The following is a 24,697-nucleotide window of genomic DNA, read 5'->3' as shown; positions in this document are numbered from 1 at the left end:
ACCGAAAGCGGTCCGCGGCGCGGGGCGACGCCCCCGGCCGGCGATGCTCGGGCGCCGGCCCCCTGGCCTCCCGCGGGCCCTGCCCCGATGGCGGCCCCCCGCGCCTCAGCGGACCGGGCGCGGTCTCCAGGCGAGGGCGCGGGGCGCGTCCCTCCGCGACGGCGGCGTTCCAGCAGAATTTCCGCGCTGCAGCACCGGATGTTCAAGGGGGCTTTCGTTGCTACACTCCTCAGCGTGCCGGACGGGGTAGCTACAGTCCCGGGGGGCTCTCCTCACGAGGAGCTCGATCTCGGCGACGCGTCTTCGGGGTTTCACCGCGAGCGCAGGACCGAGCCGCTCGATCTTCCCGTCCTCGTGGTGAACCGCTTCTTCCAGCCTGTGCAGATCACGACGGCGCGCCGCGCTTTCCTGTTGCTCTTCGGCGGCGCCGCCCTCGCCATCGACGAGCTCGGCGAGCTCCACGATTTCTCGGCCTGGCGGCGGCTGCCGGTGCGGGACAAGGACGACGGCCTCCCCGTGGTCGGCGGCTCGCTCCGCGTGCCGCGCGTCCTGCACCTCCGCCGCTACGAGCGCATGCGGCGCCCGACGATCCGGCTCACGCGAAAGAACGTGATGCTGCGCGACGCGCACCAGTGCCAGTACTGCGCGCGCCGCCCGCCCGTCCGCGATCTCAACATCGACCACGTGCTCCCTCGGTCGCGCGGCGGCGAGGACTCCTGGGAGAACCTCGTGACCGCCTGCCGCACGTGCAACCTCCGCAAGGGCTGGCGCACGCCGGACGAGGCCAGCATGCGGCTCATCCGCCAGCCGGTGCCGCCGCGCTGGTCGGCGACCATGCAGATCCTGATCGGCTTGCCGCACTCGTTCGACGAGTGGAGCCCCTTCCTCAAGGCCGGCTGACCGCCCTCGCGCCTGCGCCGCGCCGGCGACCGAGGCGGGCGCCGACGGCGGCATCGTTCACGGGATCACGGCGACGCGCCCCTGGTCGTCGCAGTAGGCGACCGCTCTCCACCCCTCCTCGGCGCAGAGGAAGAAATCGATGCAGCCGGTCCGGCACGCGGCGTCCGCGCAGGTCTCGGCGGCCTCCGCCGGGCAGTCCGGCAGCTGCAGCGCGGGCGCGCAGCCCTGCGCCTCGCCGCCGTGGTCGAGCGTCACGGCCTCGCACCCGCCGTCCTCTCCTCCGCCCGCGCCCGCGTCTCCGCCCCCTGCGCCCGCGTCCACCGCGGGCCCGCCGGGCCGATCGCACCGCGCGACCTCGGTCCAGGCGCCGTCCAGGCAGTCGTGGAGGGCGCGGCACGCGGCGTCGTCGCAGCTGCCTCCTCGGCCGACCGGGCACCCTCCCTGGGGGATCTCCCCGCACAGCTCTGGCTCGGCGATGGGATCGCAGCCGGCCGGCGCGAGGACCGCGAGGGCGGCGCCCGCGATGAATGACAGCGGAATCTTCAAGGCGGCAGCCGCAAGCAGCCGGAAGCAGCCGCCAAAGAGGGCTCGAAGCGCGGCGCGCGGGGGCGAAAAACACAAGGCGCCTCGCTTCCGCTCATCCGGAGCGATTAGTATGCGCGCCATGCGTCCCTGCGCCACTGCCAGCGCCGTGTTCACCGGAGTCCTCCTCGCCGCGACCCTGTTCGCGGCCTGCTCGAGCGGCACCGCGCCGCCCACGCCCCCGGACAGCGCGCCGCTCGGCGCATCGCCTCCGCCCGAGTCGCAGCCGCCCGCCGCCGCCGAGCCGGGCGCCGCAGCCCCGGGCGCCGCCGAGCCGGGCGCGGCCGCCGCGCCGGCGCAGCCGGACAGACCCGCGGCGCGCAAGAAGGCGCCCGAGACGGTCGAGGACTGCAAGGTGATCGCCTCCGAGATCACGAACGATCCGCCCGACGGCGGGGTCGTGATGAACAACGCGATGACCTCCGCCGACGCGGGCTCGAGCGACCGCTTGCAGCCGCTCGTCGACGCGATCAAGGCGAGGCGCGACGGCTTCCGCTGCTGCTTCGATCTTTACGCCCGCAAGCACCCGGGCGCGCAGGGCAGGATCACGTGGCAGCTCAAGCTGAAGCCCGACGGCACCTTCGAGGAGGCGAGCATCGTGCGCGACAAGAGCGACGTGACCGCGCCGCAGATCGAGTCGTGCATGGCGGAGCTCGCGAAGTCGATCACCTGGGCGCGCTCGCCGAGCGGCAAGGAGACCGTGCTGACCTACCCCTTCGATTTCAAGCGGCGCAACTACTAGCCACGCGCCGCCGGGGAGGAGCACGTCAGTGTCGAGCGACGCTTCGGGGATCCTGCGCGGCTCGGGCTACCCCGGCCGCAACGCCTACGCCGAGCTGCTCCGCGACACGCGCGGCCTGAGGCGCGAGCAGCAGCAGGCCCGCGAGGCGTGGTTCGCGCGCCTCGCGGCCGACAAGAAGGACGAGACGCTCTTCGAGCTCGAGATCCTGCTCAAGGGCGTCGCCTGCTTCGCGAACCCGCGCAACCACCCCGGCGCCGGCCGGCGCCAGACCATCGTCAGCCACGACTTCCGCGAGCACCTCCAGCACGCGCGCGACGGCATGGCGCGCGTCGTCCAGCTGACGCGCGCCATGCTCGGCGACCGCGATCGCGCCTTCGTCTTCCAGCGCTACCTCGAGACGGTGCTGCCGGAGGACACCGCGCGCACGCGGCTCCTGCACGCGACGATGGCGCAGGAGTCGCCCGAGTCGAGCCTCTTCGTGCTGCGGCACGGGTTCACGAACCTCATCGAGGTCGCGGGCGGGCTGCTCCGGCTGCCGCGGGTCAACTTCAGGCTCTTCTACGCCCACCTCGCCACGGCGATGCGCGAGATCGCGCAGAGCACGTTCTTCAACCCGCTCCACGCGCTCGAGTTTCGCCCGGAGTTCGATCGCATCGCCTCCACGCAGGTGCTCGAGCTGATCCACCGCGTGCCCGGCGAGCAGGCGCACCGCCTCGTGGCGCTCACGTTCCTCGCGCTGTTCCGGATGCTCCGGTACCTCCGGCTGCTCGACGCGATCGCGCTCGATCACTCGGATCACCGCGTCGCCGGGCGCGGGTACCTCGTGCTCGCGGTCCTGCGCAGCGACGCCCGCGCGCTCTCGAACTACCTCCGGCGCCGCGCGGGCGCGCTGCTCGCGGACAGCTTCGAGCGCGATCTCCTGCGCGTGCCCGCGAGCGACGTCGTCGCGCGCCACGACGAGCTCGCCGCCGAGGGGCACCGCCTGCTCTCCACGAAGGCCGCCCTGACCGGGCTCGCGGCGAACCTGCGGCTCGAGATGCGCCGCGCCTTCGAGCACGATCTCCCGCCCGCCGACGCGCTGGTGAGCGAGTCCGAGTACCGCGTCCGCCTCCGCGCCGTCGCGCACGGCCTCCGCCCCGCGCTGCAGAACGCGATCCTGTTCCTCGGCAGGTCGCTCGGCGCGAAGCTCGAGGAGGGCCGCGTCTTCGACGACCAGGCGGCGCGGCGGGCGACGAGCGATCGCCTCCGGCGCGACGTGTGGATGTTCGCCCAGATCGCCCGCGCGTTCGCGAGCAAGGCGCGCACCACCGGACCGGCGCCCGATCGGTGGACGGGCATCGCGAGCTTCGCGTTCGTCCGCGAGTTCCTCTCGTACTTCCGGGCGATGGGCTACCCGCTGCTCCGGGTGGGCGACTACCCCCGCGTCGACGCGTTCGTCTCGGCGATGACGGCGCTCGAGGAGAGCGATCTGCTGGATCCCCAGCGGCTCGACGCCGCCATCCGCGAATGCGAGGCGTTCTCCGAGTTCCTGGTGAAGCTCTTCGAGCAGATCTCGAAGCGCGAGGACCTCGTCGGCGTCCCGTTCGACCGCAAGGGCGCCGCGCGCGCCCTCCGGCTCTACCTGGGCGAGCGCGCCTGATCGTTCGGGCGCGCGCCTGACGACCGCCCGGCGAGCGCCCTCGACGCCGCGCCGCCGCGCTCTCTCGGCGAGCGCCCCCGGCGCGCCGCGCCGCCGCTCCACCCCCGGGAGCCCGTCCGCCGCCTGCGGCGCCGGCAGGCCTCTCCGCCCGCCGCGCCGGCCGGGATGCGCGCGCGCCGCTCCAGCGCCGCGCCGCGTGGCGGCGAGCCGCGCGTCGCGCCGATGCCGGTCGCCGCGGCCCTGGGCGGCGGCGCCGTCGCGGGGACCTCGTCCACCCGCGCGCCCGGCCTGGCTCAGCGCGCCGTCGCTGCGGCGTCCTCACCCCCCGGACGTCTTAGTCGTCGGATTGTCTCGTCGCGGCCGGCAGGCCCGCTCGCGGCGCCTCGAGCTGTAGAGAAACGCGAGGCGCGCCCTCTGCGCCCTATTCAGACTCGTCGGACGGCCCGGTGCTCGCGGGGGCCGGGGCCGGCGTGCTCTTGCGCGCGCCGCGGGCGCTCCCGCCCTTGGCCGGAGCGCGCTTCGCGGCGGCGCGTCCGCCCCGGGGCGCGGCCGCCTTCTTCGGCGCGGCGGCGCGCTTGCCGGCCGCCTTCGCCTTGCGCTTCGGAGCGGCCTTCTTGGCGGCGGGCTTCTTGGCGGCCGCGCGCTTCGGGGTCTTCTTGGCGGCGGCGCGCTTCGGGGCGGCCTTCTTCGCTGCCTTCCGCGCCGGCTTCTTCGCGACCTTCCCGGCCTTCGCGGCGGCCGGCTTCTTGGCCGACTTCGTCACCTTCTTCGCAGGCTTCTTCGCGGTCTTCTTAGCAGCCATTGGAAATCCTCCTGCATTTGCCCCGGCGCGGCGGACATCGCCCAACGTCCTCGCCGCTACGAACTCCTGACCGAGGCAACAGATGTTGCACGACGTATATTGCCACGCATGGTGATGGTCAAGGAAAATCTTGCAGGCCCTAAACCGATGTATCCCATGTGTTCCAGGCAAACTGGTCCGCAAGCGTTGCGAGGGTAAACGCCGGATCAGGCCGTGGCGAAAACAACCAGACCGCACTGGACAACGGATTTTCGTTGACAATCGCTCGAATGTCTGTCTTGGCCCTCCGTGCTCCTCCCTGGCGATCGCGCGCCCGCGCGGCGCGGCGAACGGCGCCGGAGAGCTCATGCTCGCATGGAGCACCAGCGTTGCGCAGGCTCTAGAGAGCCTTGTGCGGCGCCATTCGCCTCGCTACGGTCGCGCCGCCGGCGCGGCGCCCCTCATGGCCGAGCGCCGCGCGGCTCTAGGAGGAAAGGTATGTTGGTTCGTCGCTCGACGTCGTGGTTGCTCCTGGGTGCAACGCTCCTCGCCGGCTCTGGGCCGCTCGGGTGCGGCTACTCGGAGGAGGAGATGCAGGCGAAGGTCCGCGAGATCGAGGGCCTGAAGACCCAGCTGAGCGCCGAGCAGGCGCAGAACAAGAAAGCCAAGAGCGAGCTCGACGAGGCGGCGGCCCGGATCGAGCAGCTCAAGTCCCAGCTCAAGGCCGCGGGCGTCGACATCTCCAACCTGAACGCGAACCTCGAGCAGCAGGCCCGGGCGCTCGAGGACTTCCGCCGCCGCGCCCAGCAGCTCGAGGACATCAAGAAGCGCTTCGAGGTCCTGCGGGAGAAGCTCCAAGCCCTCACGAAGCTCGGGCTCAACGTGACCGTCCGCAACAACCGGATGGTCATCCAGCTGCCCGGCGACGTCCTCTTCGACTCCGGCCGGGAGACGCTCAAGAAGGAGGGCCAGGACATCCTGCTCAAGGTGGCCGAGGTCATCCGCAACGACGCCGGGCTGTCGTCGCGCTCCTTCCAGGTCGCCGGGCACACGGACAACGCCCCGCTCGCCGGCGGTCGATTCAAGGACAACTGGGGGCTCAGCGTCATGCGCGCCCGCGAGGTGCTGGCGTTCCTCCTCCAGCCCCAGGACAAGGGCGGCGGCGGCCTCAAGCCCGAGAAGTGGAGCGCCTCCGGCTACGGCGACACCGACCCGGTGAAGCCGAACGACACCCCGGAGAACAAGCAGGCCAACCGGCGCTGCGAGCTCGTGGTGCTGCCGAACGTCGAGGAGATGCTCGACCTGAAGACGCTCACCCAGTGAGGTCTCCGGCATGAGCGTCGCGGCCATCGACATCGGGACCAACTCGGTCCTCCTTCTCATCGCCGAGCGCCGCGGGGGTGAGCTCGTGGCGCTCGTCGACCGCGCGACCATCACCCGGCTCGGCCAGGGGGTCGACGCGGCGCGCGCGCTCGCGCCCGAGGCCGTCGCGCGGACGCTCGCCTGCCTCGCCCGTTACGGCGAGGAGCTCAGGTCCCTGGGGGTGGAGCGCGTGGACGCCGTCGGGACCAGCGCGATGCGCGACGCCGCCGGCGGCGAGGAGTTCATCGCCCGCGCCCGCGAGCTCATCGGCGTGGCGCCCCGCGTGATCTCCGGGCCGGAGGAGGCGGAGCTCACGTACGCCGGCGCGCTGACGGGGCTCGACCTGCCGGCCGAGGGCCCCAGGGTCGTGTTCGACGTGGGCGGAGGCAGTACGGAGATCATCGTCGGCGGCATCGGTGGCGCGGTGGAGCGGGCGGTGAGCCTCGACGTCGGGAGCGTCCGGCTGACCGAGCGCCACATCCGCGCGGATCCGCCGGCAGCGGAGGAGCTCGAGGCGGTCCGCGCGGACGCCCGGGCCGCCCTGGCGACGGTCCCGTCCGTGCGCTTCTCCTCGGCGCCCACCCTGGTCGGCGTCGCGGGGACGGTGACCACCCTCGCCGCGCTCGTCCGCGGCGTCGCGCCTTACGACGGCGCCCGCGTGCACGGCGCGCGGCTCTCCGGGGCGGAGATCGTGGCCACCACCTCCCGCCTCGCCGCCCTGACGCTCGCCGAGCGCAGGCAGCTGCCCGCCCTGGATCCGGCGCGCGCCGACGTCATCGTGGCGGGCAGCGTGCTCATCGAGGAGATCCTCGCGTGGGCCTCGCGGCTCGCCGGAGCGCCCGTGGATCTCGTCACCTCGGATCGCGGCGTCCGTTGGGGACTGGCCGAGCGGCTCTGCGCCGCCTGAGCCCCCCGGCGCGTTCGAGGTACGGACGGCCACAGCGGTAGGTACCGTTGTGGCTGCCAGATTTTTCGACCCATCCCACCCCGGTCAGGTCCGCCACCTCTCCCGCAGACGCCCGCTCTGCCCTAGACTAGGGGGCGTGAGCCAGCGTGCATCCACGCGGATGCCCCATCGGTGCACACTGTGACCCCGCCGGATCCCGAGAGAAAAACCAGAATGATCACGCCACGATGGGTCATCTTCGGGGATTTTCGTTGACGTATTTAGGCCGGCTCACTAGAGTGCGCGCGCCTGGCGCAAACTGGCCCTTGTTCGAGAGGGCCGTTCCCCCAACTTCAATCCCTTCCGCCCGGAACCGTCCGCTTCTACCGCCGCTCAAGATTCCACTGTGCACGCCGGAGCACCGACCTCTCGAAGGTCATGGCGGTGGTGCTCGCGCGTCTGCTTCTCGCACAGCGGTCTCGAGCGGCGGCTCACGGCTCTTTTCTAGGAATGCGCGACGGTGTCTGTCGGTTCTGCGGGTCCAGGTTCAACCGCATGTTCAACGGCCGCTTCCCGAAGAGGATTTCGGGAGGCAGACGAAAAAATAAAGAGACGGCGGGGTGGAAGGCAAAGGAGACGATATGCAGGCTCGTTCGGAGATCCAGTTCAAGGTGGGCGACAAAGCCGTCTACCCGGCCCAAGGCGTTGCCGAGGTTGTCAACATCGAGGAGAAGGACATCGCTGGGAATCGCCAGCGATTCTACGTTCTCCGCATCTTGGACACGGATCGCAAAATCATGGTCCCTGTCAGCAACGCGAGCGCGGTCGGCCTTCGCCAGGTCATCTCTGAACAGGAAATCCGGGAAATCTTCGACATCCTCCGCGAGCGCACGATCGCGTTCGACAATCAGACCTGGAACCGCCGCTACCGCGGTTTCATGGACAAGATCAAGACCGGGTCGATTTACGACGTCGCGGAGGTGCTCCGCGACCTCTACCGCCTGAAGACGGACAAGCAACTCTCGTTCGGTGAGCGCCGCATGCTCGACACCGCCCGGACGCTGATCGTCAAGGAGATCGCGATCGCCCGGGGTCAGACGGAAGAGCAGGTGAAGACCGAGATCGAGGCGATCTTTCTCGCCAACTGAGGCGAACCCTCATGGCTAGCGGCCATGTGGCCGCTGCCGATGGAGGCCGGCACTGCCGGCCTCCGGGCTTTTGTGGGCCGGAAATCTCGCGCTGGGGCAGCGCGCCGCGGCCGGCGCCGGCCCCGTCGGGTCGAGCGGGCTCAGAGATCGCTGCCCGGCCGCTTCTGGACGGGCGGGAGCGCGGGCAGCGCGAGATCGACGCGCCACCCTGCGTCCTCGTAGACGCAAGGGATCTGGGCGCGCTCGCCCGGGAGCAGGCCGGCGACGTCCACCAGGGCGTGGGCGCCGGCGATCTGGGCGACGTACCGCTGGGGCTCGAAGCGCAGGAGGAAGCGGGACGGCGTGATCATCGCCTCGGGCGCGATCGCCTTGCCGGTCGCCGCGCTGTAGCGCTGCGCGCGCGCGGCCAGGTTGTCCCGAGCGCGCCGGGACAGGAGCTCGAAGGCGGCCTTGGCGTCCGCCGGGTCGCCGTGGAGCTGCCGCAGGCGGACGACGAGCTCCCGGACGGCGCCGTCGGGCGTGCCGTTCGGGGGCCGCCTGCTGCACCCGGCCGAGGCGAGCGCCGCGACCGAGAGCGCGACGGCCACGCCGGCCCGAACGAGGCGCGCGGCCGCCCCTCCGCCGCCGTGCCGTGCGTGCTGCCGGTGCGCGATCATCGGCCCCGTCCCTTAGAACGATGCCCCGCCCGCGTCCACCGCGCGCGCCGCCGCGCGGGGGTGAAGCCGCGCGCTCGCTGCGCCCCGCGGCGTCACCCCGGCGCGGCGCCCGCGAGCGCGCCCACCTGGCGGAGCGCCTCGTAGAGGACGATGGACACCGCGTTGGCCAGGTTGAGCGAACGCACGGGGCCCAGCGTGGGAATGCCGAACACGTCGTCGGGCATGCGGGCGAGGAGATCGGGATCGAGGCCCACGCTCTCCTTGCCGAAGACGAGGGCGTCGCCCGGCCGGAAGTCCGCGTCGAGGTAGCTCCGCTGCGCCACGGCGCTGAACAGGCGCAGCCGCGCGTTCGGGTGCCGGTGGCGAAAGTGGGCGATGTCAAGGTGCTGCTCGAGCGTGACCAGGTGCCAGTAGTCGAGCCCCGCGCGGCGGACGCTCCGCTCGTCGATGCGGAACCCCAGCCTCCCGAGCAGGTGCAAGGGGCTCTGCGTCGCAGCCGCGAGCCGCGCGATGTTGCCTGTGTTCTGCGGGATCTCGGGCTCCACCAGCACGATCCGGAACGGCGGATCGAGCGGCGCCGCGCGGAGCCGGGGGCGACCGTCTTTGAGCACGCCCTCTCTTTCCGCGACGCGCCCGCGCGCCGCAAGCCCCGAGCGGAGGGATCGCGCGCGGCTAGGCTCACCCTCACCCTCACCGCCGCCGCCGCCGCCGCCTCGCCGGGTGCCGGCCCACGCGCCGCGCGCAAAACGCGATCGGAAGCGGCCGAGGCGCCTCTGTCCGCTTGACGGCTGTACGAGCGGACACGTAGCCTCCCGCCTCGGAGACACGGAATGCGCGCATCGTGCTGGATCGCATCGGCTATTGCCCTCGCGGGGGTGGCGTCGTCCTCGCTGGCGGCTGCAGACTCCATGGACCCGGCGCTCGCGCGGCTCGTGCGCGACCGGGCTTCGAGCGCCGGTGCCGCCGCGCCCTGCAGCGTCCGAGGGCCGGACGGCGGCGTCTATTACAACCCCGCGTCGGGCTACGAGCGCTGCCTGACCGACGACGCGGCGTTCGCGAAGCTCATCGCGCAGTACGGCTTCGCGGTGGCGCCCTCGGCGATGCACTCGGCGCGGACCACGGGCTACGGCGGGTTCGAGATCGGCATCGAGGCCGACTACACGAAGATTGACAGCGAGGCGGACTACTGGAAGCGCGGCACGCAGGGGCCGCCGGATCCGGCGAGCGGGCAGTCCTCGATCGAGAACCGGAGCCCGGACTCGTTCCTGCAGCACTACTCCCTCAAGGTGCGCAAGGGCTTTCCGTTCGGGTTCGAGCTGACCGGCGCCGTCGGGTTCCTCGCCAACACCAGCCTCGTGAGCGGCGGCGCCGACGTGCGCTGGGCGCTGTTCGAGGGGTTCCGCCGAGGGATCCCCGCGATCTTCCCGGAGTTCGCCGTCGGCGGCAGCGTCCGGACGGTCACCGGGACCGAGGAGTTCCAGCTGACGGTCGCCGGCTTCGACGCGCAGATCTCGAAGCCTCTGCCGATCGGCGGCACCGTGGTCGTCACCCCGTACGCCGGCTACCAGTGGATCCACATCTTCGGCGACTCGGGGCTGATCGATCTCACCCCGAACACCGACGCCGTGAGCTACTGCAACTTCCGCGGGCTGAACTCGCCCGCGAACCCCGTGACGGGCTCGAACGGCGAGACGCTCCCGCACGACGGCCAGCCGGTGTGCGACGGCGGCTCCCAGGCCGACTTCAACAACACCGTCGTGTTCGACGCCGTGCGCATGACGCGCCACCGGCTCCACTTCGGCGCGCAGCTGCGGTTCCAGATGGTCAAGTTCGGCGCGCACTTCGTCACCGACGTCGTCAGCCCCGAGGACGCGAACCAGGGCTCGAAGCACGAGATCAACGGCGAGAACAAGTTCGCCGGGCTCGGGTCGCAGTGGACCCTGGCGCTCGATCTCGGCGCCGTGTTCTGAAGCGCGCCGTGCCGCGCCGGGACGCCCGGCGCGGCCGCAGCCCCTCAGCGCTTCGAGCTCAGATCGGGCAGCGCGTAGCCGAGCTCGGCGAGAAGCGCCCGGAACGCGCGATCCTCGTTCCGCGCCACGGTCAGGTGCTCCATGAACTTCTTGAAGTTGCCCTGCGCGGCCGCGTCGGCGGCGCGCTCGCTGTTCTCGAGCACGAGCAGGAGGTGGGGGTGCGCCTTGGAGACGGAGGCAGGGCACTCCATCTTGCTCGCCACGCGGGCGCGCGCCTCGGCGAGCGCGTGCACCACCATGATGAGCTCCTTGTCATGGGTGCGCGGCAGCAGCATGTCGCCTTCCCTGCGCGCCTCCTCGAGGAGCAGGCTCGCCCGGTCCAGGTAGCTCCCGGCCCAGGCCGGCAGCGCGACGAAGAGCGAGCAGAGCGTGAAGGTGAAGGCAAGAAACAGGTGACGGATCATCGGCTGGGTCCTCGGTCGTTCACGGATTGCTCGGAGGAGCTCCCGCCGGCTGGCGGGGCCCCCGCGCCCTCGGGCGCGCCGCCCGCGGCCTCGGCGGGCGCTCGTTCATCGGATGCGGCCCTGGGCTCCGGCGCGGCGCACGCCACCAGCGCGGCGCGCGCGGCCGCCTGCTCCGCGAGCTTCTTCGACCGGCCCCGGCCGGTGCCGATGACCTGGCCATCGACCTCCACGGCGACGAGGAACGCGCGGTCGTGGTCCGGCCCCTCCGTGCCCATCAGCCGGTAGCGCGGCGACGCCGCGCCGCGCGCCTGCACGCGCTCCTGCAGCTCGCTCTTCGCGTCGCGCCCGAGCATGCTGCCGCTCGCGAGCTGGGCGAGCGGGCTCGCGACGATCTTCCGGCTCAGCGCGCGCGCGCTCTCGAAGCCGCGGTCGAGGTAGAGGGCCGCGACGAGCGCCTCGGCCGCGTCGGCGAGCACGTTCGTCTGGTCGCGCTCCCCGGCGACCTCCGCGCCGCGCCCGACCCGGAGCGCCGCGCCGAGCTCGATGCCCCGCGCCCACGCCGCGAGCGCGTCGGTGTTGACGAGCGCCGAGCGCATCATCGAGAGCTCCCCCTCGCGCGCCCCCGGGAACCGCTCCATCAGGAGCTCCGTCACGCAGAGCCCGAGCACGGCGTCCCCCAGGAACTCGAGGCGCTGGTTGTCCACGCGCCGGCCGCCCCGCTGCTCGTTCGAGAAGCTCGGGTGCGTCAGCGCCTCCTCGAGGTGCGGCAGCTCCCCCTCCAGCCCCAGATCCAGACGTCGCAGCAGCTCGCTCGGGAGCATCGCCAGCACCTTGCCCACGCGCGGGGTCAGCCCGTGCTCAGGCGGTCGGTCAGCTCGGCCAGCTCCAGGTCGAGCGCCGTCAGACCGCCAGCGTCATGCGTGGACCACGCGACCCGCACCTTGCCCCACGACAGCTCGATGTCGGGGTGATGGTCGCGCCGCTCGGCCAGGAGGGCGACCCGCATCACGAAGCCCACGCTGGCCCCGTAATCCGGGAACGAGTAGCTCCGCTCAAGCCGCTCGCCCGCCTGCACCCAGCCCGGGTGAGCCGCGACGAACCCGGCGATCTCCTCGCGCGAGAGCCGATCACGCTTGCCCATGGGGCGCAACTATGAGCTAAGCCCCGCCTCGGTGGAACCCCGAATGCGGACCTCGCCACCGCGCGCCGTCCGCCGCGCGGTGCGCCGTCCGCCGCTCGCCGCGCGCTCGGCCGCTGTGCGCTATACCTCCCGCCGCGATGACCGGGCTTTACGCCTGCCCCTTCTGCCGGGAGATGTTCGAGGCGAGCGAGGCGCCCACCTGCCCCGCCTGCGGCCTCCGGCTGGAGGCGCTCTCGAAGCTCCCCCCCTCGTACGAGGCGCTCCACGAGGACCCCGACGCGCCGCTCCCGCCGCACATGGAGCCGCTCCCGTGGACCTACGTCGGGCGCGGCAGGGGGGCCCTGCTCGCGCTCGCGGTCCTCGGCCTCGCGGCGTTCTTCGCGCCGTGGGTCCACGAGACCGCCCCGGAGCTCCGCGACCTCAGCGGCTTCGGGCTCGCGCGCAGGCTCGGGTGGATCTGGGCCCCCGCGGTCGCGTTCTTCGTGATGATCCCGCTCGTGCTGACGCGGCGCTCGATCCACAAGATGCGCGGCGCCCGCGTGGCCGTCGCGTTCCTCGCCGCGGTCGCCCTCACCACCGTCGCGATGCGCCTGCTGTTCACGCCGGCCAGCACGCTGCTCCGTCCAGTCCGCTTCGCGTGGGGGTACGGGCTCTACGCGACCGGGGCGATCGCGCTCCTCGCGCTGGCGACCGCAGCGTTCTTCGGGGGAAGGATCGACGACCTCCCCACGGGACAGCGGCGGCGGGGCGACGAGGTGCTGCACTGAGCCCGCCGCGCGTGGCGCGTGGCGCAGGACAGGAAACGATGGCCGATCTCCGGCATCGTGACGCTCTTCGCTCCGAGCGCAGCGCCGATCCCGCGCCGCGAGGGTGCCGGTGAGGCCGGTGAGCATCGCGCTGCGGGCGCGCATGCGGAGGCGCGCCCGGCACGCGGACGGGAAACGCGGACGGGAAGCGCGGGAGGGAAGCGCGGCGGAAGGACGACGACGAGCGCGCCCGGGGGCGTCTCGGGTCGACAGGCCAGCTCGTGCGACGTAACCTTGGTGGGAGTGGCCTCCGTCCGCTCCTCGAAGGTGCGCAATGGCCAAGAAATCTGCCAGCGTACGCCGTGAGCTCTCGCGGGACGACGAGGTGTTCGACGTCCCCGCGGCGGTGCTCTGCGCGTGCTGCGGCCAGCCCGATTGCGCCGGGTGCGCCGCGGCGACCGACGAGGGCTCCGGGGTCGTCGCGATCATCCCCTGGGAGCGCACGATCGACGGGGTCTGGTCGCGGCTCTGGGCCACCTCGAAGGCGACCACGCTGGGGGCCGAGACGTTCTTCGCGGCGATCCCCGACGGCGCGATCTCGGCGGCCATGCGGTTCGCCCTGCTGGCGGAGACGCTCGCGATCCTCTCGATGATCGTCGCGCTCCTGCCCGTCGCCGCGCTGGCGCTGCCGGGCCTGACGCTGGAGCTCGCCCGGAACCCGGCCGCGCGCGAGAGCGCCCTCCAGTGGCTCGCGCTCGGTGTCCCGGGGCTCACCGTGTGGATGGTCCTCGCGCACGCCTTGCACGGCGCCGCGCTCGACCTCGGCGCGCGCCGCCAGGGAGCGCGGCCCGAGCGACGGCGCGCGATCCGCTTCGGGCTCTACGCGTGCGGCTGGGACCTCATGGCCGGCCCGCTCGGCGCGCTCGTCATGCTCGTCACCGGCGGCGTCAAGGGCGCCGAGCAGCTCCTCTCGGCCTCGCTCCGGGTGCCGGGCAGGGCCGCCACGGCGCTGCTCCTCGGGGTCTACGCGCTCCACCCCGGCGCGGCCGAGCGCGCCCGACGCGCCGGCAGCCTCGCCGCGCTCGCGCTCACCATCGCCTCCGGCCTCGCCGCCATCGCGCTCGCCGTCGCCCTCAGCTGACGCTCGCCCCCGATCGATCGCGGCGGTCCGGAGGCGTAGGCGCCGCGCTCCTCGCCGGTCGCCGTGCGTCAGCGCATGTCGTTGCGCGGCACGGGCGATGGCGGGGGCGCGCCCGGGCGGCGGCTGCTCGCGAGGGTGCCCGGGCGCCTCAGCGGCTGCAGATCGCCCGTCGAGGTGACGTCGATGAGGTCGACGAGCTCGGGCGCATGGCCCGACACGTCCTGCGCCCGCAGGCGCTCGAGGAGCTGCTTCACCTGCGCCTCGGCCTTGCCGTGCGCGAGGATCTGGCGGATGGACGGCGCCTCCTGCTCCAGCGAGCGGCTCACGGGCCTCCGGCTCTGGCGCCGCCACAGCACGGCGAAGCGATCGCCCTCCGGCACCGGCTCGGGCACGAGCTCCGCGTCCTTCACCCGGGCGGCGGCCTGAAGGAGCCCCGGGGCGACCTTCAGCCCCGGCTCCGACGTGGCGCCGTCAGGCGCCACGAAGCCGAGATCGCCGCCGCGCATGCTGGTCGCCTTGTCGAGCGACCTCTCGCGCGCGATGTCCTTGAACCGCTGGGGCGACGGGTCCTTCTTGAGCTCCGCCAGGATCGCCTCGGCCTCCTCGCGCGTCGCGACCAGGATGCGCCAGAGCGCGACCATCGCCGGGGAGCTGAACTTGTCGCGGTGGGCCTCGTAGTAGGCGCGGACCTCCTCGTCCGTCACCGGGGAGCTCGCCGCCGCCTCCGCCTGGAGCCGCTGCAGCAGCGCGGCGCGCAGGACGCTGCGGACGCGATCCTGCACGTCGGCGCGCTCGGTGAGCTTCTGCGCGGCGGCCCCCTGGGCGAGCAGCTGCTCGCGCACGAGGACCTGGCTCACGAAGTTCTTCCGGATCTCCTCCGGCGTGCGCCCGAAGCTCTGGAGCTGGAACGGCGGGATCTGCGCGAGCCTGCGCTCGACCTCCGGCGCCGTGATCACCCGGTCGCCGACGCGCGCCACCACCGCGTCCGCCGCGCCGCCGGCCGGCGTCTGCGCCTCGGCGCGGAGCGACAGGCCGGTCGACGCCGCGCACACGGACGCCACGGCGGCCGCGGCGAGGGAGAGCTTCACCGTTCTCGCGCGCATCGGAGCGGGTTATCCCCGCGCGGGCGGGCAAGGTCAAGCCGCGCCGCGGCGCGCGGCCTCGGCGGACGCGCCTTGCTCTCCGCGCTCGCTGCCCCGCAGCACCCCCGCCTTCCGCAAGGCGTGCGCGTCGAGCCCGACGAACCGGTACACGTCCGCGGAGAAGCCGTAGGCGCGGTGGAGGTGCCGCAGGCCCTCGACGAGCTCGGCCGTCACCTCGACCGGGGGCGGCGGCGGGTACGCCTTGCGGATCGAGGCGAGCGGCTCGCCGAGCTCGAGGAGCTCCTCGACCCGCGACAGGACGTCGATCGGCTTGAGCGCGCGCTTGCCGCGCCGCGCGACGCCCTCGGCCAGCTCGGCGAGCAGGCGCCGACGCCGGCGCTCGGTGCGGCCGTCGCCGGCGCGGCCGCCGCCGCCCAGCAACAGCTCGTTGAACCGGCGCGCCGCCCGGCGCTTCTCGACCGCATCCGGGCTTCCCCGGCGGTTCTGCGCATCGCCGTTCCGCTTGGCAGGACGGGGCGCTTTGGTGGATCCGGCCCTGGCGGCCGGCGAGCTCTTCGTCTTCACGATCCTCGGCAGGAGCACAGCGGCGCTCGAGGAGCCGGTAGTCCCCGGCACATCTTGTTGCTGTCCCCGCAGTATAAACAGCTCATCCCCCGCTTCGAAGAAAGCGGCGAGCGCGGGGCGCGGCGCGCGCGGCATCGAAGCGTCAGCGTCCGCCCTCGCACCACGCGAGCGCCGTTCCGACCGCGGCGATCACCCAGGCCGGCCACGTCGCGCGCGCGAAGCCGGCGAGATCCGAGAGCGCGCCGCGCCGCGCCCGCCGCGCGGCCTCGGCGTGGCCGATCCGGCGCAGCTCCTCGCGCTCGATCTGCGCGTGCTCCTCGTCGTCGAGCGGATCGCTGCCGGCCAGGTGGTGCAGGTGGTGGGTCACCTCGTGGTCGATCGTCTCGGCGATCTCCGCGTCCACGTCGAACCCGGGGTCCGCGCGAGCTTCCGACCGAAACGTCCGGTAGAAGATCCGGATCTCCGGAGGGCGGGCGATCCCGAGCTCGTCCGCGGGCGTCCCGGGCGTGTAGCAGCCGAGCAGCGGCTCGCCGCCGTCGTCGCAGGCGGGCACCCCCGCGTCGATGAAGAGGTCGATGTTCCGCACGCCGCGGGCCGCGTAGATGCGCTCGGCCGCCGCGCGGACGCGCGCCTCGAAGGCGTCGAGATCCGGGAAGGCGCCCGGCCTCCCCGCCGGCGCGCCGGGCTCCTCGGGATCGTCCGCGCCCGCTTCGGGGGCGCGGAGCGGCGCGCGCGCGAGCTCGCGCTCGAGGGGCACGTCGAGATCGTTGCGGGCGCCGCAGCCCTGGCAGCGGTGGACCGCGACGAGCCGCGCGGGGTAGCGCGCCTCGTGGTAGAGGTCGACGATCGCCGCCCACGCCTCGTCCGGCGCCGCGGCGAGCGCGTCGGCGATCACCTTCGCGCGCCGCTCGCGGCCGAGCGCCGCGATCCCCATGGCCACGACCAGCGACGGCGTGATCCGGAGCGCGCCCTCGCCGGGCAGGCGGAGCAGCGGCATCGCCTCCTCCACGGTCCGCTCGGCGAACCGCACGCCGCGGCAGACGGCGCGCCCCACGCGCAGCGCCGGGATCGGGTGCAGCGCGCCGAAATCGAACGGGCGATCGAGCTCGGGATCGTCGAGCTCGCCGTCGGTGAACGGCCCGATCTCGAGCAGGCGCGACGGGGCGACCTCGAACGGGGCGCCGCAGTTCTCGCAGGTGTACGCGCCCGGCTCCTCGGGGACGACGCCGGCCGACGCGAGGAGCGCGCGCAGGACATGGGCGTCGGCGAGCGGGAGGCCGAGCGGATCCAGCGGCGCGCCGCGCGCGTCGGTCAGGACGGACGGGCCCGCGAGGACCTGGACGTCGCGCGCGCACCTGCCGACGGAGGAGCGCTCGTCGCCGCCGCGGCCCCCGGGGGCGCCGAAGAGGGTCGCGGCCTCGGCGCGCGCGGCGGCGTCCGACAGGCGCACCACGGTGCCGGAGGGGAGGTGGACCTGATCGGGCAGCGGGCGTTGCGCGGGGCTCGGCATCGCTCGGCGCCTATAAAGAAACGCGAGCGCGTCTTCCAGCGCGGCGCGGCCTCGTCGCGCGCCTTCCAGCGCGGCGTGACGTCGTCGGGCGTGGAGCGCCGCCGCGGCCCGTCGTCGTCAGGGGTCCTCGGTCGCCGGCGAGCCGCCGGGGCCGCCCTCGCCGGGCGGAGCCGAGGAGCCCCACCCCTCGCGGTCCCTGCCAGGGCCGGAGGGCTCGCGCGGCGGCCGGCCGCTGTCCATGCCGGCGGCGCTGGCGATCCCGGCGGCGCTGGCGAGCTCGGCTGCCACCGCGGCGGAGAGCGAGCCTCCGCTCAGCGGGGACGTCCCCGCGACGGTGGACACCGGCGACGGCTCCGAGGACATGCGATCGCGGCGGCGGCCTCGACCGAGCACCGGCGCGCGTTCGCCGTCGCCGGCCGGATCCGGCGCGGCGGCGCCGACGCGATGCACGGTGGGGCGGAGCTGCATGCGCCCGAGCGACAGGCTCGCCGCGCTGGCCGGAGGCACGCTCGACGAGGGCTCCGCGCCCACCGGGATGCCCTTCCCGAAATCGAGGTAACGGGTGATCGCCAGGGCGTAGATGAGCTTGCGCACCGTCGACTCCGGCGCGACCCCAGACCGGAGGAGCGCGGGGAGCGAGGGCGCGGAGCACTGGACCACGTCGAGCACGGCGAGCTCGCCCTCGCTGAAGCCGAAGCGACCGGGCTCGAGGGCGGGGTGCAGGCGGAGGGGCACCGACTCGATCCGCTCCAGGGTCCGGTGGAGCCGCGTCGAGCGCTCGCCGTGGTCGCGCAGCCCGGCCCAGAGGAGCCCGAGCGGATCGACCTTCGCGGGGTCGCCCCCCCAGTCGGCGAGCACGTCGAGGCCGTCGAAGTAGCGGTACTTCGTCTCCGGAGGCAGGTCGAAGAGGCGCACCATCCGCCGCACGAACTGGATCTGCGCGAGCCAGTCGATGGTCGGGGCGTCGAGGAGCCCCGTCAGCAGCAGCACGTCGCCGAGGAGGCCCCTGGTCGCGAGCGCGTCCGACAGGATGTCCGCGGAGATCACCCCCTCCTCGAGCAGGATCTCGCCGAGCCGGGCGTAGCCGTCGCTCGGGCGGATCTTGATCGGGGATCCGCGGACGATCCGCAGGGTGTGCTCGGCGCCGGTGGGCTCCACCAGGATGAGCGAGCCGGTCAGCCGGTGGTCGACGGCATAGACGAAGAGGTGAGCGAACGGCGTCCGCTCCAGATCTCCTTCCGCCGTCGCCGGACCGTCGGCAGACATCCTGCGCCAAGCTACCATAGCGCACGGGCGCCGGAGCCCCTTTCTCCATGTCGCGCGCGACGGAGTCGCGGCGGGGGTCGCGGCGTCACGGACCGCGGCGAAAGGGGCGCGGCGCTGCGCGCTTCCGGCGCGCGGGGGCGGCGCCTGCGGCGCAGCGGCGCCCGCGCGTCGGGCCGTTCGCCACGGGTTCTTGTCGCTGCCGACGCGCGCTCGACGCACGCTGCTGCGTGGCGGCGCGCGGCGGCGCGCGCCGTCGGGCGTCGGCCGCGGCGGTTCCGCGCTACGGTGGCAAGCATGCCGCGCGGACATGTGCTGGTGCTCGATGACGAGCGAGCGATCTTGACGACATTGCAGAAGGCCCTGTCGCTCGAGGGCTACACGGTCGACGTCGCTGGCGGCGTCGGCGTGGCCGAGGAGAAGCTGGCGAAGCGGAGCTATGACATCGCGCTCTTCGACGTCTCGCTGCCGGACGGCGACGGCGTCGAGCTGCTCCAGCGGATCCGCGCCGCGGGGTCGGAGATCCCGGTCGTGATGATGAGCGGCCACGCGACGGTCGACGCCGCCGTCCGCGCGACGCGGCTCGGCGCGATCGACTTCCTGGAGAAGCCGCTGTCGACCGATCGTCTGCTCTTGGTGCTCGAGAACACCCTGCGCCTGGTCCGCGCCGAGGCCGAGGCGAAGGCGCTCCGGACGCAGACCGGCCAGGTGGGCGAGCTCATCGGCGGGAGCCGGGCGATGCTGGAGCTGCGCGAGCAGATCGCGCGGGCGGCGAGGGCGACCGCGACGGTGTTCGTGACGGGCGAGCGCGGCACCGGCAAGGAGCTCGTCGCGCGCGCGATCCACGCGGCGTCGAAGCGGGCGCGCGGGCCTCTGGAGAAGATGAACTGCGCGGCGGTCCCGAGCGAGCTCATCGAGAGCGAGATGTTCGGGCACGAGGCGGGGGCGTTCACGGGCGCGACGAAGCAGCGGCGGGGGAAGTTCGAGCGCGCGAGCGGCGGGACGCTGTTCCTCGACGAGGTCGGGGACATGCCGCTCGCGATGCAGGCGAAGCTGCTCCGGGTGCTGCAGGAGCGGGAGATCGAGCGCGTGGGCGGGCACGAGACGATCAAGGTCGACGTGCGCGTGGTAGCGGCGACGAACCGCGACATCGAGGCCGCGTGCCGCGAGGGGCAGTTCCGGCCGGACCTTTACGATCGGCTGAACGTGCTACCGCTGTCGCTGCCGCCGCTCCGGGCGCGGCGCGAGGACGTGCCGCTCTTGGCGCGGCATTTCCTGGCGCTCGCGACGCAGGCGAACGATCGGCCCGGGATGGCGTTCACGGAGGGCGGGATGCGGATGCTCGTCGCCTACAGCTTCCCGGGGAACGTGCGGGAGCTGCGCAACATCATCGAGCGGCTGGTGATCCTGACGCCGGACGAGACGATCGACGAGGGTGACGTGAAGGTCTGCCTGGGCGGGCAGCAGGCCGCGATGAAGGGCGGGATCTTCCGGCCGGGGGTGCCGTTCCGGGTGCTCGCGGAGGAGGCGGAGCGGACCATCCTGGAGGAGGCGCTCGGCCACTACGGAGGGCAGATGGCGGCGACGGCGCGGGGGCTCGGGCTGGAGCGGAGCCACCTGTACAAGAAGTGCAAGGCGCTCGGGTTGCGCGGGGACAAGGGGGAGGCGGAGGACGAGTAGACGGCGACGGCGACGGAGAGGGGGCCCTGCCGGGAGGCCGCGCCGAGGGGAGGGTCTGCGCGGCGGCCGCGGGTGGGCGCTCGGCCATCCGCCAAGACGGGGACGGGGGAGCTTGCGCTGAGAACACCGCCCGGCATGTCTCCCTTCGGGCCTTGCCACCTGGGACGTTTCGTCGCGCGCCACACAAGGCGCGCCTGAGAGGCGGAGCCCGCTGAGACCTTATGGCACCTCGGTCGGTGCTCGCCGCGCCCACCCGCGGCCGCCGCGCAGACCCTCCCCTCGGCGCTACGGGTGTCCTTTCCAGACCGTTTCCGGTTCGCCGAAGGCTCCCAGCTGCCTCTTCGAGACCGTTTCCGGTTCCCCGGGGGCTCCCCAGCTGCCTCTTCGAGACCGTTTCCGGTTCCCCGGGGGCTCCCCAGCTGCGCCCTCCGGACCGTTTCCGGTTTCTCAAGGGCTCCCCAGCTACCTCCCCCGGACCGTTTCCGGTTCCTCAAGGGCTCCCCAGCTACCTCCCCCGGACCGTTTCCGGTTCCTCAAGGGCTCCCCAGCTACCTCCCCCGGACCGTTTCCGGTTCCCCGGGGGCTCCCCAGCTGCCTCCTTGGGACCGTTTCCGGTTCCTCGAGGGCTCCCCAGCTATCTCCCCTGACCGTTTCCGGTTCCCCGAGGGTTCCCAGCTGCCTCCCCCGGACCGCTGCCGGTCCGCCGAGGTCTCCCAGCTGTCCTCCTGCGCACGACACGCCACGACCGAGCGCCTCGGCCGGCGGCTTGCCTGCCTCCCGCATACAACGACAAGATGCGCCATGGCGACGGCGCGCGTGCTGGTCCGGGAGCTCGATGCTCCCTTCGCGGGTCAGGAGGACGATCTCCTCGAGAAGGAAGAGGAACCGTCGCCGGACGAGACGCAGCCTCGGCAATCAGCCAGCTGGCCCCTCCAAATTTCCAAGGCGGAGCGCTCCATCCTCGAGCTGCACCGGAGCTGGAAGAACGGGGTGCTCCGCCTCGATCCGGACTTCCAGCGGGAGTTCGTCTGGGATTACTGGCGCAAGGTCAAGCTCGTCGAGTCCGTGCTCATGCGACTCCCGTTGCCGGTGTTCTACCTCTCCGAGGAGAACGAGGAGGAGACCCTCGTCATCGACGGCCAGCAGCGTCTCACCACGCTATTCGAGTTTCTCGACGGAGGGTTCCGTCTGAGCGGGCTCAAGCTGCTCCCGGAGCTCAACAAGAAGCACTTCAAGGATCTCGACGGCAAGGTACAGCGCCGGTTCGAAACCACACCGCTCACCTGCTTCATCGTCCAGCCGGGCACGGACGAACAGGTGAAGTTCCAGATCTTCGAGCGCGTCAACGAAGGGGCCGTCGCGCTCAACGCCCAGGAGATCCGCAGCTGTCTCTACCGAGGGCCTGGCCTGGACTTCATCAAGCGCCTCGCCAACGACGCATCGCCCGGCTCGTTTCGTGACGTCGCGGGCCTGAACCGGGACTACAGACGCATGAGGGCGGAGGAGCTCGTGCTCCGTGCCATCGCCTTCCTCGATCTCGGGGTGGACCGCTACCCCGGCGAGCTGAAGAGCTTCCTGAACGACGAGCTCAAGCGGCTGAACGCCTCGACGGAAGAAGAACGCCACGCGCTGGAGCGCAGGCTGACGTACGCCCTCGCTCACACGAAGACCGTCTTCGAGGATCATGCTTTCTGCCGCTACAAGCCCTCGGACGGATCGTGGGCGCGGCAGCTCAACGGCCCCCTCGTCGAGGTCATCGTGGCCGGCTTCGATCGGTTCTTCCCCGCAGGGACGCCCTTGCCGCCCAGGAAAATCGAGGCCGTTCGGGATCGCTTCCAGGCGATCTCCGGCGACCAGGCGTTCCGCGATTCGATCACCTTCGCCACGCAGTCCGCGAACACCGTTCGAACGCGGTTCGACCTCTGGATGAAGGAGCTCGCCCATGTTGCGTAGCGTGACGCTCGAGGGCTTCCGCTCGTTCGAGCAAACGACGGGCGTGCGCTTCGCCCCGCTGACGATCCTCGCGGGGCCGAACAACGCAGGGAAGAGCTCCGTCATCCAGGCGTTGCTCGCGTTCGTTCAGTCGGAGCAGGCGTCGAGCGGCGACGCTCTGCTGCTGAGCGGCGCCTGGTGCGACCTCGGCCGGTTCGACGAGGTCGTCAACGCAAGCCGCCCCTTGGATCAACGCCGATTCGCGATCGGCATCAGCGGAGAAACATCGAGCGGACGTTCGACCGACACGCTGTGGGAGGCCGGACCGCCAGAGGATGCATCACTCGCGTCCGCGCTAATCCAGAAGGTTGAATACTGCCTCGACAAGGCGACCGGGCAACTCCTTCGGGAGTCGGATCGTTTCAGTTGGACGGAGGAGCTCCTCGACGTCGAGCAGCAACGCCACATCGAGCGTAGCGGGCGCGCATTCTTCACGCATCCCGGCCTCGTAGATTTGCTCGAGCAAGGCTCTCTGCGGACCCCTGATCAACCCTCGCTGCCGAGGTACCGCAGCAAAGCCACGATCCATTTCTCGCCGCTCGAGGCCTCGCGCACGCAGTATGTCGGGCCCTTCCGCTCGCCGCCGCAGCCGCTCTACACGCCACGCACGTCGCCGGCCGGCCCGCCGCTCGGCCGGTACGGAGAGCACACGGCGGAGCTCCTGTTCCGTCATCGCGCGCAGCGGACCGACATCACCGTCCCCGGACAGCCGCGCGAGGACGCGGGAGCGCCGATCATGTCGGCGGTCAACGCGTGGTGGTCTTACATCTTCGACGGCAGCTTCGCCCTCCAGATCGACGCGCCCGCCCGCCTCGGGTTCACGCTCTCGATCGACACGCCCTCGGCAGAGCGGCTCTGGCTCGGGCAGGTCGGGCTCGGGCTCTCCCAGGCGCTGCCGATCGTCACGGCGTGCCTCGTCTCCCGCCCCGGCGATCTGCTCGTCATCGAGACGCCCGAGGCGCACCTCCATCCCGGCGCGCAGCATCGCCTGACGAGCCTCTTCACCGAGCTCGCCCGCAAGGGACGCCAGGTCGTGATCGAGACCCACAGCGAGCACCTCGTCACGGCCGCGCAGATCGCCGTCAAGGAAGGGCTGCCGCCCGACGACGTCGCCATCAGCTTCTTCAGCCAGGAAGACGGCCGGACGGTGGTCCAGGAGATCGAGCTGAGCCCGCATGGACGCGCGCTGCGCTGGCCGCCCGGCTTCTTCGATCAGGCCGCCGTGGATCTCGCGGAGCTCCTCCGCTGATGCCGGTCGTGCTGCTGAACCACGACTTCGTCGAGGGGATGGCCTACCGCGCGGATCTCGGCCCGGTCGCCGTCGCCCTGCAGGACGTGCAGCGACGCCTCGGGGGCGATCCGATGCACGTGCACCCGGCGCTCGCGCATCAGGCCACCGGCGAGGGTCCGTTCATCGCGTGGGGCAACCAGCACCGCAACGACGTCGAAGCCGACCGCAACCGGTTCATCCCGCTGCTGCTCCGGCTGCTGAGCGGCCCGTTCGTGACCGATCTCCCGAGCGAGCGCGATGTCTCCCTTCTCTCGGACGACCCCGCGCTTCCTCCCGAGCCTCCGTGGCGGCGCGAGGCGATGCGGCACCTCGCCGCGCACGCGCTCTCAGCGCCCTCCACAGCGCCGTGGGTGCTGTCGTTCGATCCCCGCTCCGATCTCTCGCAGCCCAGGTACCGGTTCGCATGCGGCGACGCGATCGCCGAGGTCGACAACTTCAGGAGCAGCACCGCGGCGCTCCACCGGCTGAGCGAGCTGGCGACCCGCGGGCTCGTCGGCGCCCTCGCGACGCTCGAGGCCGCCGCGCAGCAGGAGAGCCGGCTCATCGTCCTCGATCGAGCTCGCGATGCCGCGCGAAGGTGGAACCTCGACTGCCCGGAAGCCACCCTGTTCCGCGCGCTGGTCGACCTCGCGATCTACGCCGCGGCGCTCGACGAAGGGCTATCCCGCGAGCTGGCCGCCGAGCGTTACCACAGGGCGAGCGGCATCCCGATGTCCCGGGAGAGCGGCGAGGTCGCCCGCAGCCCCACCTGCAAGAGGCAGCGTACGTTCGTGGTCCCCAGCCGGGGCGAACAGTACTTCGACATGCACGCGAAGCCCGGCGCCAGCACGCGCATCCACGTCTGGACGGACGTCGTGGAAGACCGGCACGTCGTGTACGTGGGTCATTGCGGCGAGCACCTGCTCTTGCCTGGCGGCAAGCGCTGATCGCGCGCAACAGCGAGCGCGCTCTGAGGCGACGATGCTCGCGTCGCGAGGATGGCGCCGTGCTCCCTAGGACCTACCGCGCGGCGGGCCCAACGTGAGCGCCGGAGGGGGTCTCCGCGCGGCAGGGCGCGGGTGGGCGCGGCGAGCACCGACCGAGGTGCCATAAGGTCCCCGCGGGCTCCGCCTCTCAGGCGCGCCTTGTGTGGCGCG

At 72.5% G+C, this 24,697-nt stretch carries 24 protein-coding genes; 13 read left to right on the top strand and 11 right to left on the bottom strand.

Translation table 11 applies throughout. The features are described 5' to 3' along the window. Nucleotides 1–234: 234 nt before the first annotated feature. Nucleotides 235–900 (top strand): HNH endonuclease, encoded by a 666-nt coding sequence (locus WMF26_RS10730; RefSeq protein ID WP_438000235.1) that lies wholly within the window; start codon nucleotides 235–237, stop codon nucleotides 898–900. Nucleotides 901–957: 57 nt separating this feature from the next. On the opposite strand, the gene WMF26_RS10725 is transcribed toward WMF26_RS10730, so the two are convergent. Next, nucleotides 958–1,446 carry a hypothetical protein gene (locus tag WMF26_RS10725; protein ID WP_438000234.1) on the bottom strand — a complete coding sequence of 163 codons (489 nt, stop codon included), beginning with the start codon at nucleotides 1,444–1,446 and terminating at the stop codon, nucleotides 958–960. 118 nt (nucleotides 1,447–1,564) lie between these two features. On the opposite strand from WMF26_RS10725, the gene WMF26_RS10720 reads away from it, so the two are divergent. Next, complete coding sequence (locus WMF26_RS10720) at nucleotides 1,565–2,224, top strand: AgmX/PglI C-terminal domain-containing protein (RefSeq protein ID WP_438000233.1); 660 nt, start codon at nucleotides 1,565–1,567, stop codon at nucleotides 2,222–2,224. A gap of 28 nt (nucleotides 2,225–2,252) precedes the next feature. After that, a complete protein-coding gene (locus WMF26_RS10715; protein WP_437572564.1) occupies nucleotides 2,253–3,863 on the top strand; it encodes a hypothetical protein in 1,611 nt (536 codons plus the stop codon). Between the two features lie 421 nt (nucleotides 3,864–4,284). Here the strand turns inward: WMF26_RS10715 and WMF26_RS10710 are convergent, their stop codons facing one another. Continuing rightward, a complete protein-coding gene (locus WMF26_RS10710) occupies nucleotides 4,285–4,665 on the bottom strand; it encodes a hypothetical protein (protein ID WP_020734121.1) in 381 nt (126 codons plus the stop codon). A gap of 477 nt (nucleotides 4,666–5,142) precedes the next feature. On the opposite strand from WMF26_RS10710, the gene WMF26_RS10705 reads away from it, so the two are divergent. The 3 genes from WMF26_RS10705 to WMF26_RS10695 all read left to right on the top strand — a co-directional run bounded on the left by WMF26_RS10705 (nucleotide 5,143) and on the right by WMF26_RS10695 (nucleotide 8,040). Then, nucleotides 5,143–5,967, top strand: coding sequence for an OmpA family protein (locus tag WMF26_RS10705; RefSeq protein WP_437319210.1), 825 nt, complete (start codon nucleotides 5,143–5,145; stop codon nucleotides 5,965–5,967). A gap of 10 nt (nucleotides 5,968–5,977) precedes the next feature. Continuing rightward, nucleotides 5,978–6,913 (top strand): Ppx/GppA phosphatase family protein, encoded by a 936-nt coding sequence (locus WMF26_RS10700; protein ID WP_438000232.1) that lies wholly within the window; start codon nucleotides 5,978–5,980, stop codon nucleotides 6,911–6,913. A gap of 620 nt (nucleotides 6,914–7,533) precedes the next feature. Further along, nucleotides 7,534–8,040, top strand: coding sequence for a CarD family transcriptional regulator (locus WMF26_RS10695; protein ID WP_012234339.1), 507 nt, complete (start codon nucleotides 7,534–7,536; stop codon nucleotides 8,038–8,040). 140 nt (nucleotides 8,041–8,180) lie between these two features. Here WMF26_RS10695 and WMF26_RS10690 read toward each other — a convergent pair whose 3' ends face one another. Further along, nucleotides 8,181–8,696 (bottom strand): hypothetical protein, encoded by a 516-nt coding sequence (locus WMF26_RS10690; RefSeq protein WP_438000231.1) that lies wholly within the window; start codon nucleotides 8,694–8,696, stop codon nucleotides 8,181–8,183. A 92-nt stretch (nucleotides 8,697–8,788) separates the two neighbouring features. After that, entirely contained in the window at nucleotides 8,789–9,307 is a 519-nt protein-coding gene (locus WMF26_RS10685) for a tRNA (cytidine(34)-2'-O)-methyltransferase (RefSeq protein ID WP_044987962.1), read from the bottom strand. A gap of 297 nt (nucleotides 9,308–9,604) precedes the next feature. Here WMF26_RS10685 and WMF26_RS10680 point away from each other — a divergent pair, with 297 nt between their 5' ends. Continuing rightward, nucleotides 9,605–10,666 (top strand): hypothetical protein, encoded by a 1,062-nt coding sequence (locus WMF26_RS10680; protein WP_438000230.1) that lies wholly within the window; start codon nucleotides 9,605–9,607, stop codon nucleotides 10,664–10,666. Between the two features lie 44 nt (nucleotides 10,667–10,710). On the opposite strand, the gene WMF26_RS10675 is transcribed toward WMF26_RS10680, so the two are convergent. The 3 genes from WMF26_RS10675 to WMF26_RS10665 are packed head-to-tail and all read right to left on the bottom strand — an operon-like array spanning nucleotide 10,711 to nucleotide 12,271. Continuing rightward, on the bottom strand, nucleotides 10,711–11,130 hold the full coding sequence (locus WMF26_RS10675; RefSeq protein WP_438000229.1) for a hypothetical protein: 420 nt from the start codon (nucleotides 11,128–11,130) through the stop codon (nucleotides 10,711–10,713). Next, nucleotides 11,127–11,951: a ribonuclease III gene (gene rnc, locus WMF26_RS10670; protein WP_044987960.1), complete on the bottom strand. Its 825-nt coding sequence runs from the start codon at nucleotides 11,949–11,951 to the stop codon at nucleotides 11,127–11,129. Before rnc ends, WMF26_RS10675 begins: the two co-directional genes overlap by 4 nt. Before the next feature lie 26 nt (nucleotides 11,952–11,977). Continuing rightward, a complete protein-coding gene (locus tag WMF26_RS10665) occupies nucleotides 11,978–12,271 on the bottom strand; it encodes a 4a-hydroxytetrahydrobiopterin dehydratase (protein WP_438000228.1) in 294 nt (97 codons plus the stop codon). Between the two features lie 137 nt (nucleotides 12,272–12,408). On the opposite strand from WMF26_RS10665, the gene WMF26_RS10660 reads away from it, so the two are divergent. Beyond that, nucleotides 12,409–13,038, top strand: coding sequence for a hypothetical protein (locus WMF26_RS10660; protein WP_437337035.1), 630 nt, complete (start codon nucleotides 12,409–12,411; stop codon nucleotides 13,036–13,038). A 313-nt stretch (nucleotides 13,039–13,351) separates the two neighbouring features. Continuing rightward, nucleotides 13,352–14,158, top strand: a complete 807-nt coding sequence (locus tag WMF26_RS10655; RefSeq protein WP_437945992.1) for a hypothetical protein — start codon at nucleotides 13,352–13,354, stop codon at nucleotides 14,156–14,158. A gap of 68 nt (nucleotides 14,159–14,226) precedes the next feature. On the opposite strand, the gene WMF26_RS10650 is transcribed toward WMF26_RS10655, so the two are convergent. From WMF26_RS10650 to WMF26_RS10635, 4 genes are all read right to left on the bottom strand, one after another. After that, nucleotides 14,227–15,261: a peptidyl-prolyl cis-trans isomerase gene (locus WMF26_RS10650; RefSeq protein WP_438000227.1), complete on the bottom strand. Its 1,035-nt coding sequence runs from the start codon at nucleotides 15,259–15,261 to the stop codon at nucleotides 14,227–14,229. Nucleotides 15,262–15,294: 33 nt separating this feature from the next. Continuing rightward, nucleotides 15,295–15,825 (bottom strand): hypothetical protein, encoded by a 531-nt coding sequence (locus WMF26_RS10645; protein ID WP_438000226.1) that lies wholly within the window; start codon nucleotides 15,823–15,825, stop codon nucleotides 15,295–15,297. 142 nt (nucleotides 15,826–15,967) lie between these two features. After that, complete coding sequence (locus WMF26_RS10640) at nucleotides 15,968–17,335, bottom strand: metallopeptidase family protein (RefSeq protein ID WP_437337031.1); 1,368 nt, start codon at nucleotides 17,333–17,335, stop codon at nucleotides 15,968–15,970. A gap of 117 nt (nucleotides 17,336–17,452) precedes the next feature. Beyond that, nucleotides 17,453–18,601 carry a hypothetical protein gene (locus WMF26_RS10635; RefSeq protein ID WP_438000225.1) on the bottom strand — a complete coding sequence of 383 codons (1,149 nt, stop codon included), beginning with the start codon at nucleotides 18,599–18,601 and terminating at the stop codon, nucleotides 17,453–17,455. Nucleotides 18,602–18,895: 294 nt separating this feature from the next. Between WMF26_RS10635 and WMF26_RS10630 the strand changes: the two genes are divergently transcribed. The 4 genes from WMF26_RS10630 (at nucleotide 18,896) to WMF26_RS10615 (ending at nucleotide 24,487) form a co-directional block, all read left to right on the top strand. Further along, the gene (locus tag WMF26_RS10630; protein ID WP_438000224.1) at nucleotides 18,896–20,278 is read left to right on the top strand and encodes a sigma-54-dependent transcriptional regulator; all 1,383 of its coding nucleotides are present in this window, start codon (nucleotides 18,896–18,898) and stop codon (nucleotides 20,276–20,278) included. An 801-nt stretch (nucleotides 20,279–21,079) separates the two neighbouring features. Continuing rightward, the gene (locus tag WMF26_RS10625; RefSeq protein WP_438000223.1) at nucleotides 21,080–22,231 is read left to right on the top strand and encodes a DUF262 domain-containing protein; all 1,152 of its coding nucleotides are present in this window, start codon (nucleotides 21,080–21,082) and stop codon (nucleotides 22,229–22,231) included. After that, entirely contained in the window at nucleotides 22,221–23,519 is a 1,299-nt protein-coding gene (locus WMF26_RS10620) for a DUF3696 domain-containing protein (RefSeq protein WP_438000222.1), read from the top strand. Before WMF26_RS10625 ends, WMF26_RS10620 begins: the two co-directional genes overlap by 11 nt. Further along, complete coding sequence (locus WMF26_RS10615) at nucleotides 23,519–24,487, top strand: hypothetical protein (protein ID WP_438000221.1); 969 nt, start codon at nucleotides 23,519–23,521, stop codon at nucleotides 24,485–24,487. The genes WMF26_RS10620 and WMF26_RS10615 overlap by 1 nt, the downstream gene beginning before the upstream one ends. Nucleotides 24,488–24,697: the final 210 nt, after the last annotated feature.

Source organism: Sorangium sp. So ce185 (genome assembly GCF_051526825.1).
GTDB lineage: Bacteria > Myxococcota_A > Polyangia > Polyangiales > Polyangiaceae > Sorangium > Sorangium cellulosum_D.
Note: the sequence above shows the minus strand (reverse complement) of the source record. Positions and strands in the feature narration are given on the sequence as shown.

Coding starts and splice junctions, on each gene's coding strand:
- WMF26_RS10720 (WP_438000233.1), top strand. CDS start 1,565: ATGCGTCCCTGCGCCACTGCCAGCGCCGTGTTCACCGGAGTCCTCCTC.
- WMF26_RS10710 (WP_020734121.1), bottom strand. CDS start 4,665: ATGGCTGCTAAGAAGACCGCGAAGAAGCCTGCGAAGAAGGTGACGAAG.
- WMF26_RS10705 (WP_437319210.1), top strand. CDS start 5,143: ATGTTGGTTCGTCGCTCGACGTCGTGGTTGCTCCTGGGTGCAACGCTC.
- WMF26_RS10700 (WP_438000232.1), top strand. CDS start 5,978: ATGAGCGTCGCGGCCATCGACATCGGGACCAACTCGGTCCTCCTTCTC.
- WMF26_RS10695 (WP_012234339.1), top strand. CDS start 7,534: ATGCAGGCTCGTTCGGAGATCCAGTTCAAGGTGGGCGACAAAGCCGTC.
- WMF26_RS10690 (WP_438000231.1), bottom strand. CDS start 8,696: ATGATCGCGCACCGGCAGCACGCACGGCACGGCGGCGGAGGGGCGGCC.
- WMF26_RS10680 (WP_438000230.1), top strand. CDS start 9,605: ATGGACCCGGCGCTCGCGCGGCTCGTGCGCGACCGGGCTTCGAGCGCC.
- WMF26_RS10675 (WP_438000229.1), bottom strand. CDS start 11,130: ATGATCCGTCACCTGTTTCTTGCCTTCACCTTCACGCTCTGCTCGCTC.
- rnc (WP_044987960.1), bottom strand. CDS start 11,951: ATGCTCCCGAGCGAGCTGCTGCGACGTCTGGATCTGGGGCTGGAGGGG.
- WMF26_RS10665 (WP_438000228.1), bottom strand. CDS start 12,271: ATGGGCAAGCGTGATCGGCTCTCGCGCGAGGAGATCGCCGGGTTCGTC.
- WMF26_RS10660 (WP_437337035.1), top strand. CDS start 12,409: ATGACCGGGCTTTACGCCTGCCCCTTCTGCCGGGAGATGTTCGAGGCG.
- WMF26_RS10655 (WP_437945992.1), top strand. CDS start 13,352: ATGGCCAAGAAATCTGCCAGCGTACGCCGTGAGCTCTCGCGGGACGAC.
- WMF26_RS10650 (WP_438000227.1), bottom strand. CDS start 15,261: ATGCGCGCGAGAACGGTGAAGCTCTCCCTCGCCGCGGCCGCCGTGGCG.
- WMF26_RS10640 (WP_437337031.1), bottom strand. CDS start 17,335: ATGCCGAGCCCCGCGCAACGCCCGCTGCCCGATCAGGTCCACCTCCCC.
- WMF26_RS10635 (WP_438000225.1), bottom strand. CDS start 18,601: ATGTCTGCCGACGGTCCGGCGACGGCGGAAGGAGATCTGGAGCGGACG.
- WMF26_RS10630 (WP_438000224.1), top strand. CDS start 18,896: ATGCCGCGCGGACATGTGCTGGTGCTCGATGACGAGCGAGCGATCTTG.
- WMF26_RS10625 (WP_438000223.1), top strand. CDS start 21,080: ATGGCGACGGCGCGCGTGCTGGTCCGGGAGCTCGATGCTCCCTTCGCG.
- WMF26_RS10620 (WP_438000222.1), top strand. CDS start 22,221: ATGTTGCGTAGCGTGACGCTCGAGGGCTTCCGCTCGTTCGAGCAAACG.
- WMF26_RS10615 (WP_438000221.1), top strand. CDS start 23,519: ATGCCGGTCGTGCTGCTGAACCACGACTTCGTCGAGGGGATGGCCTAC.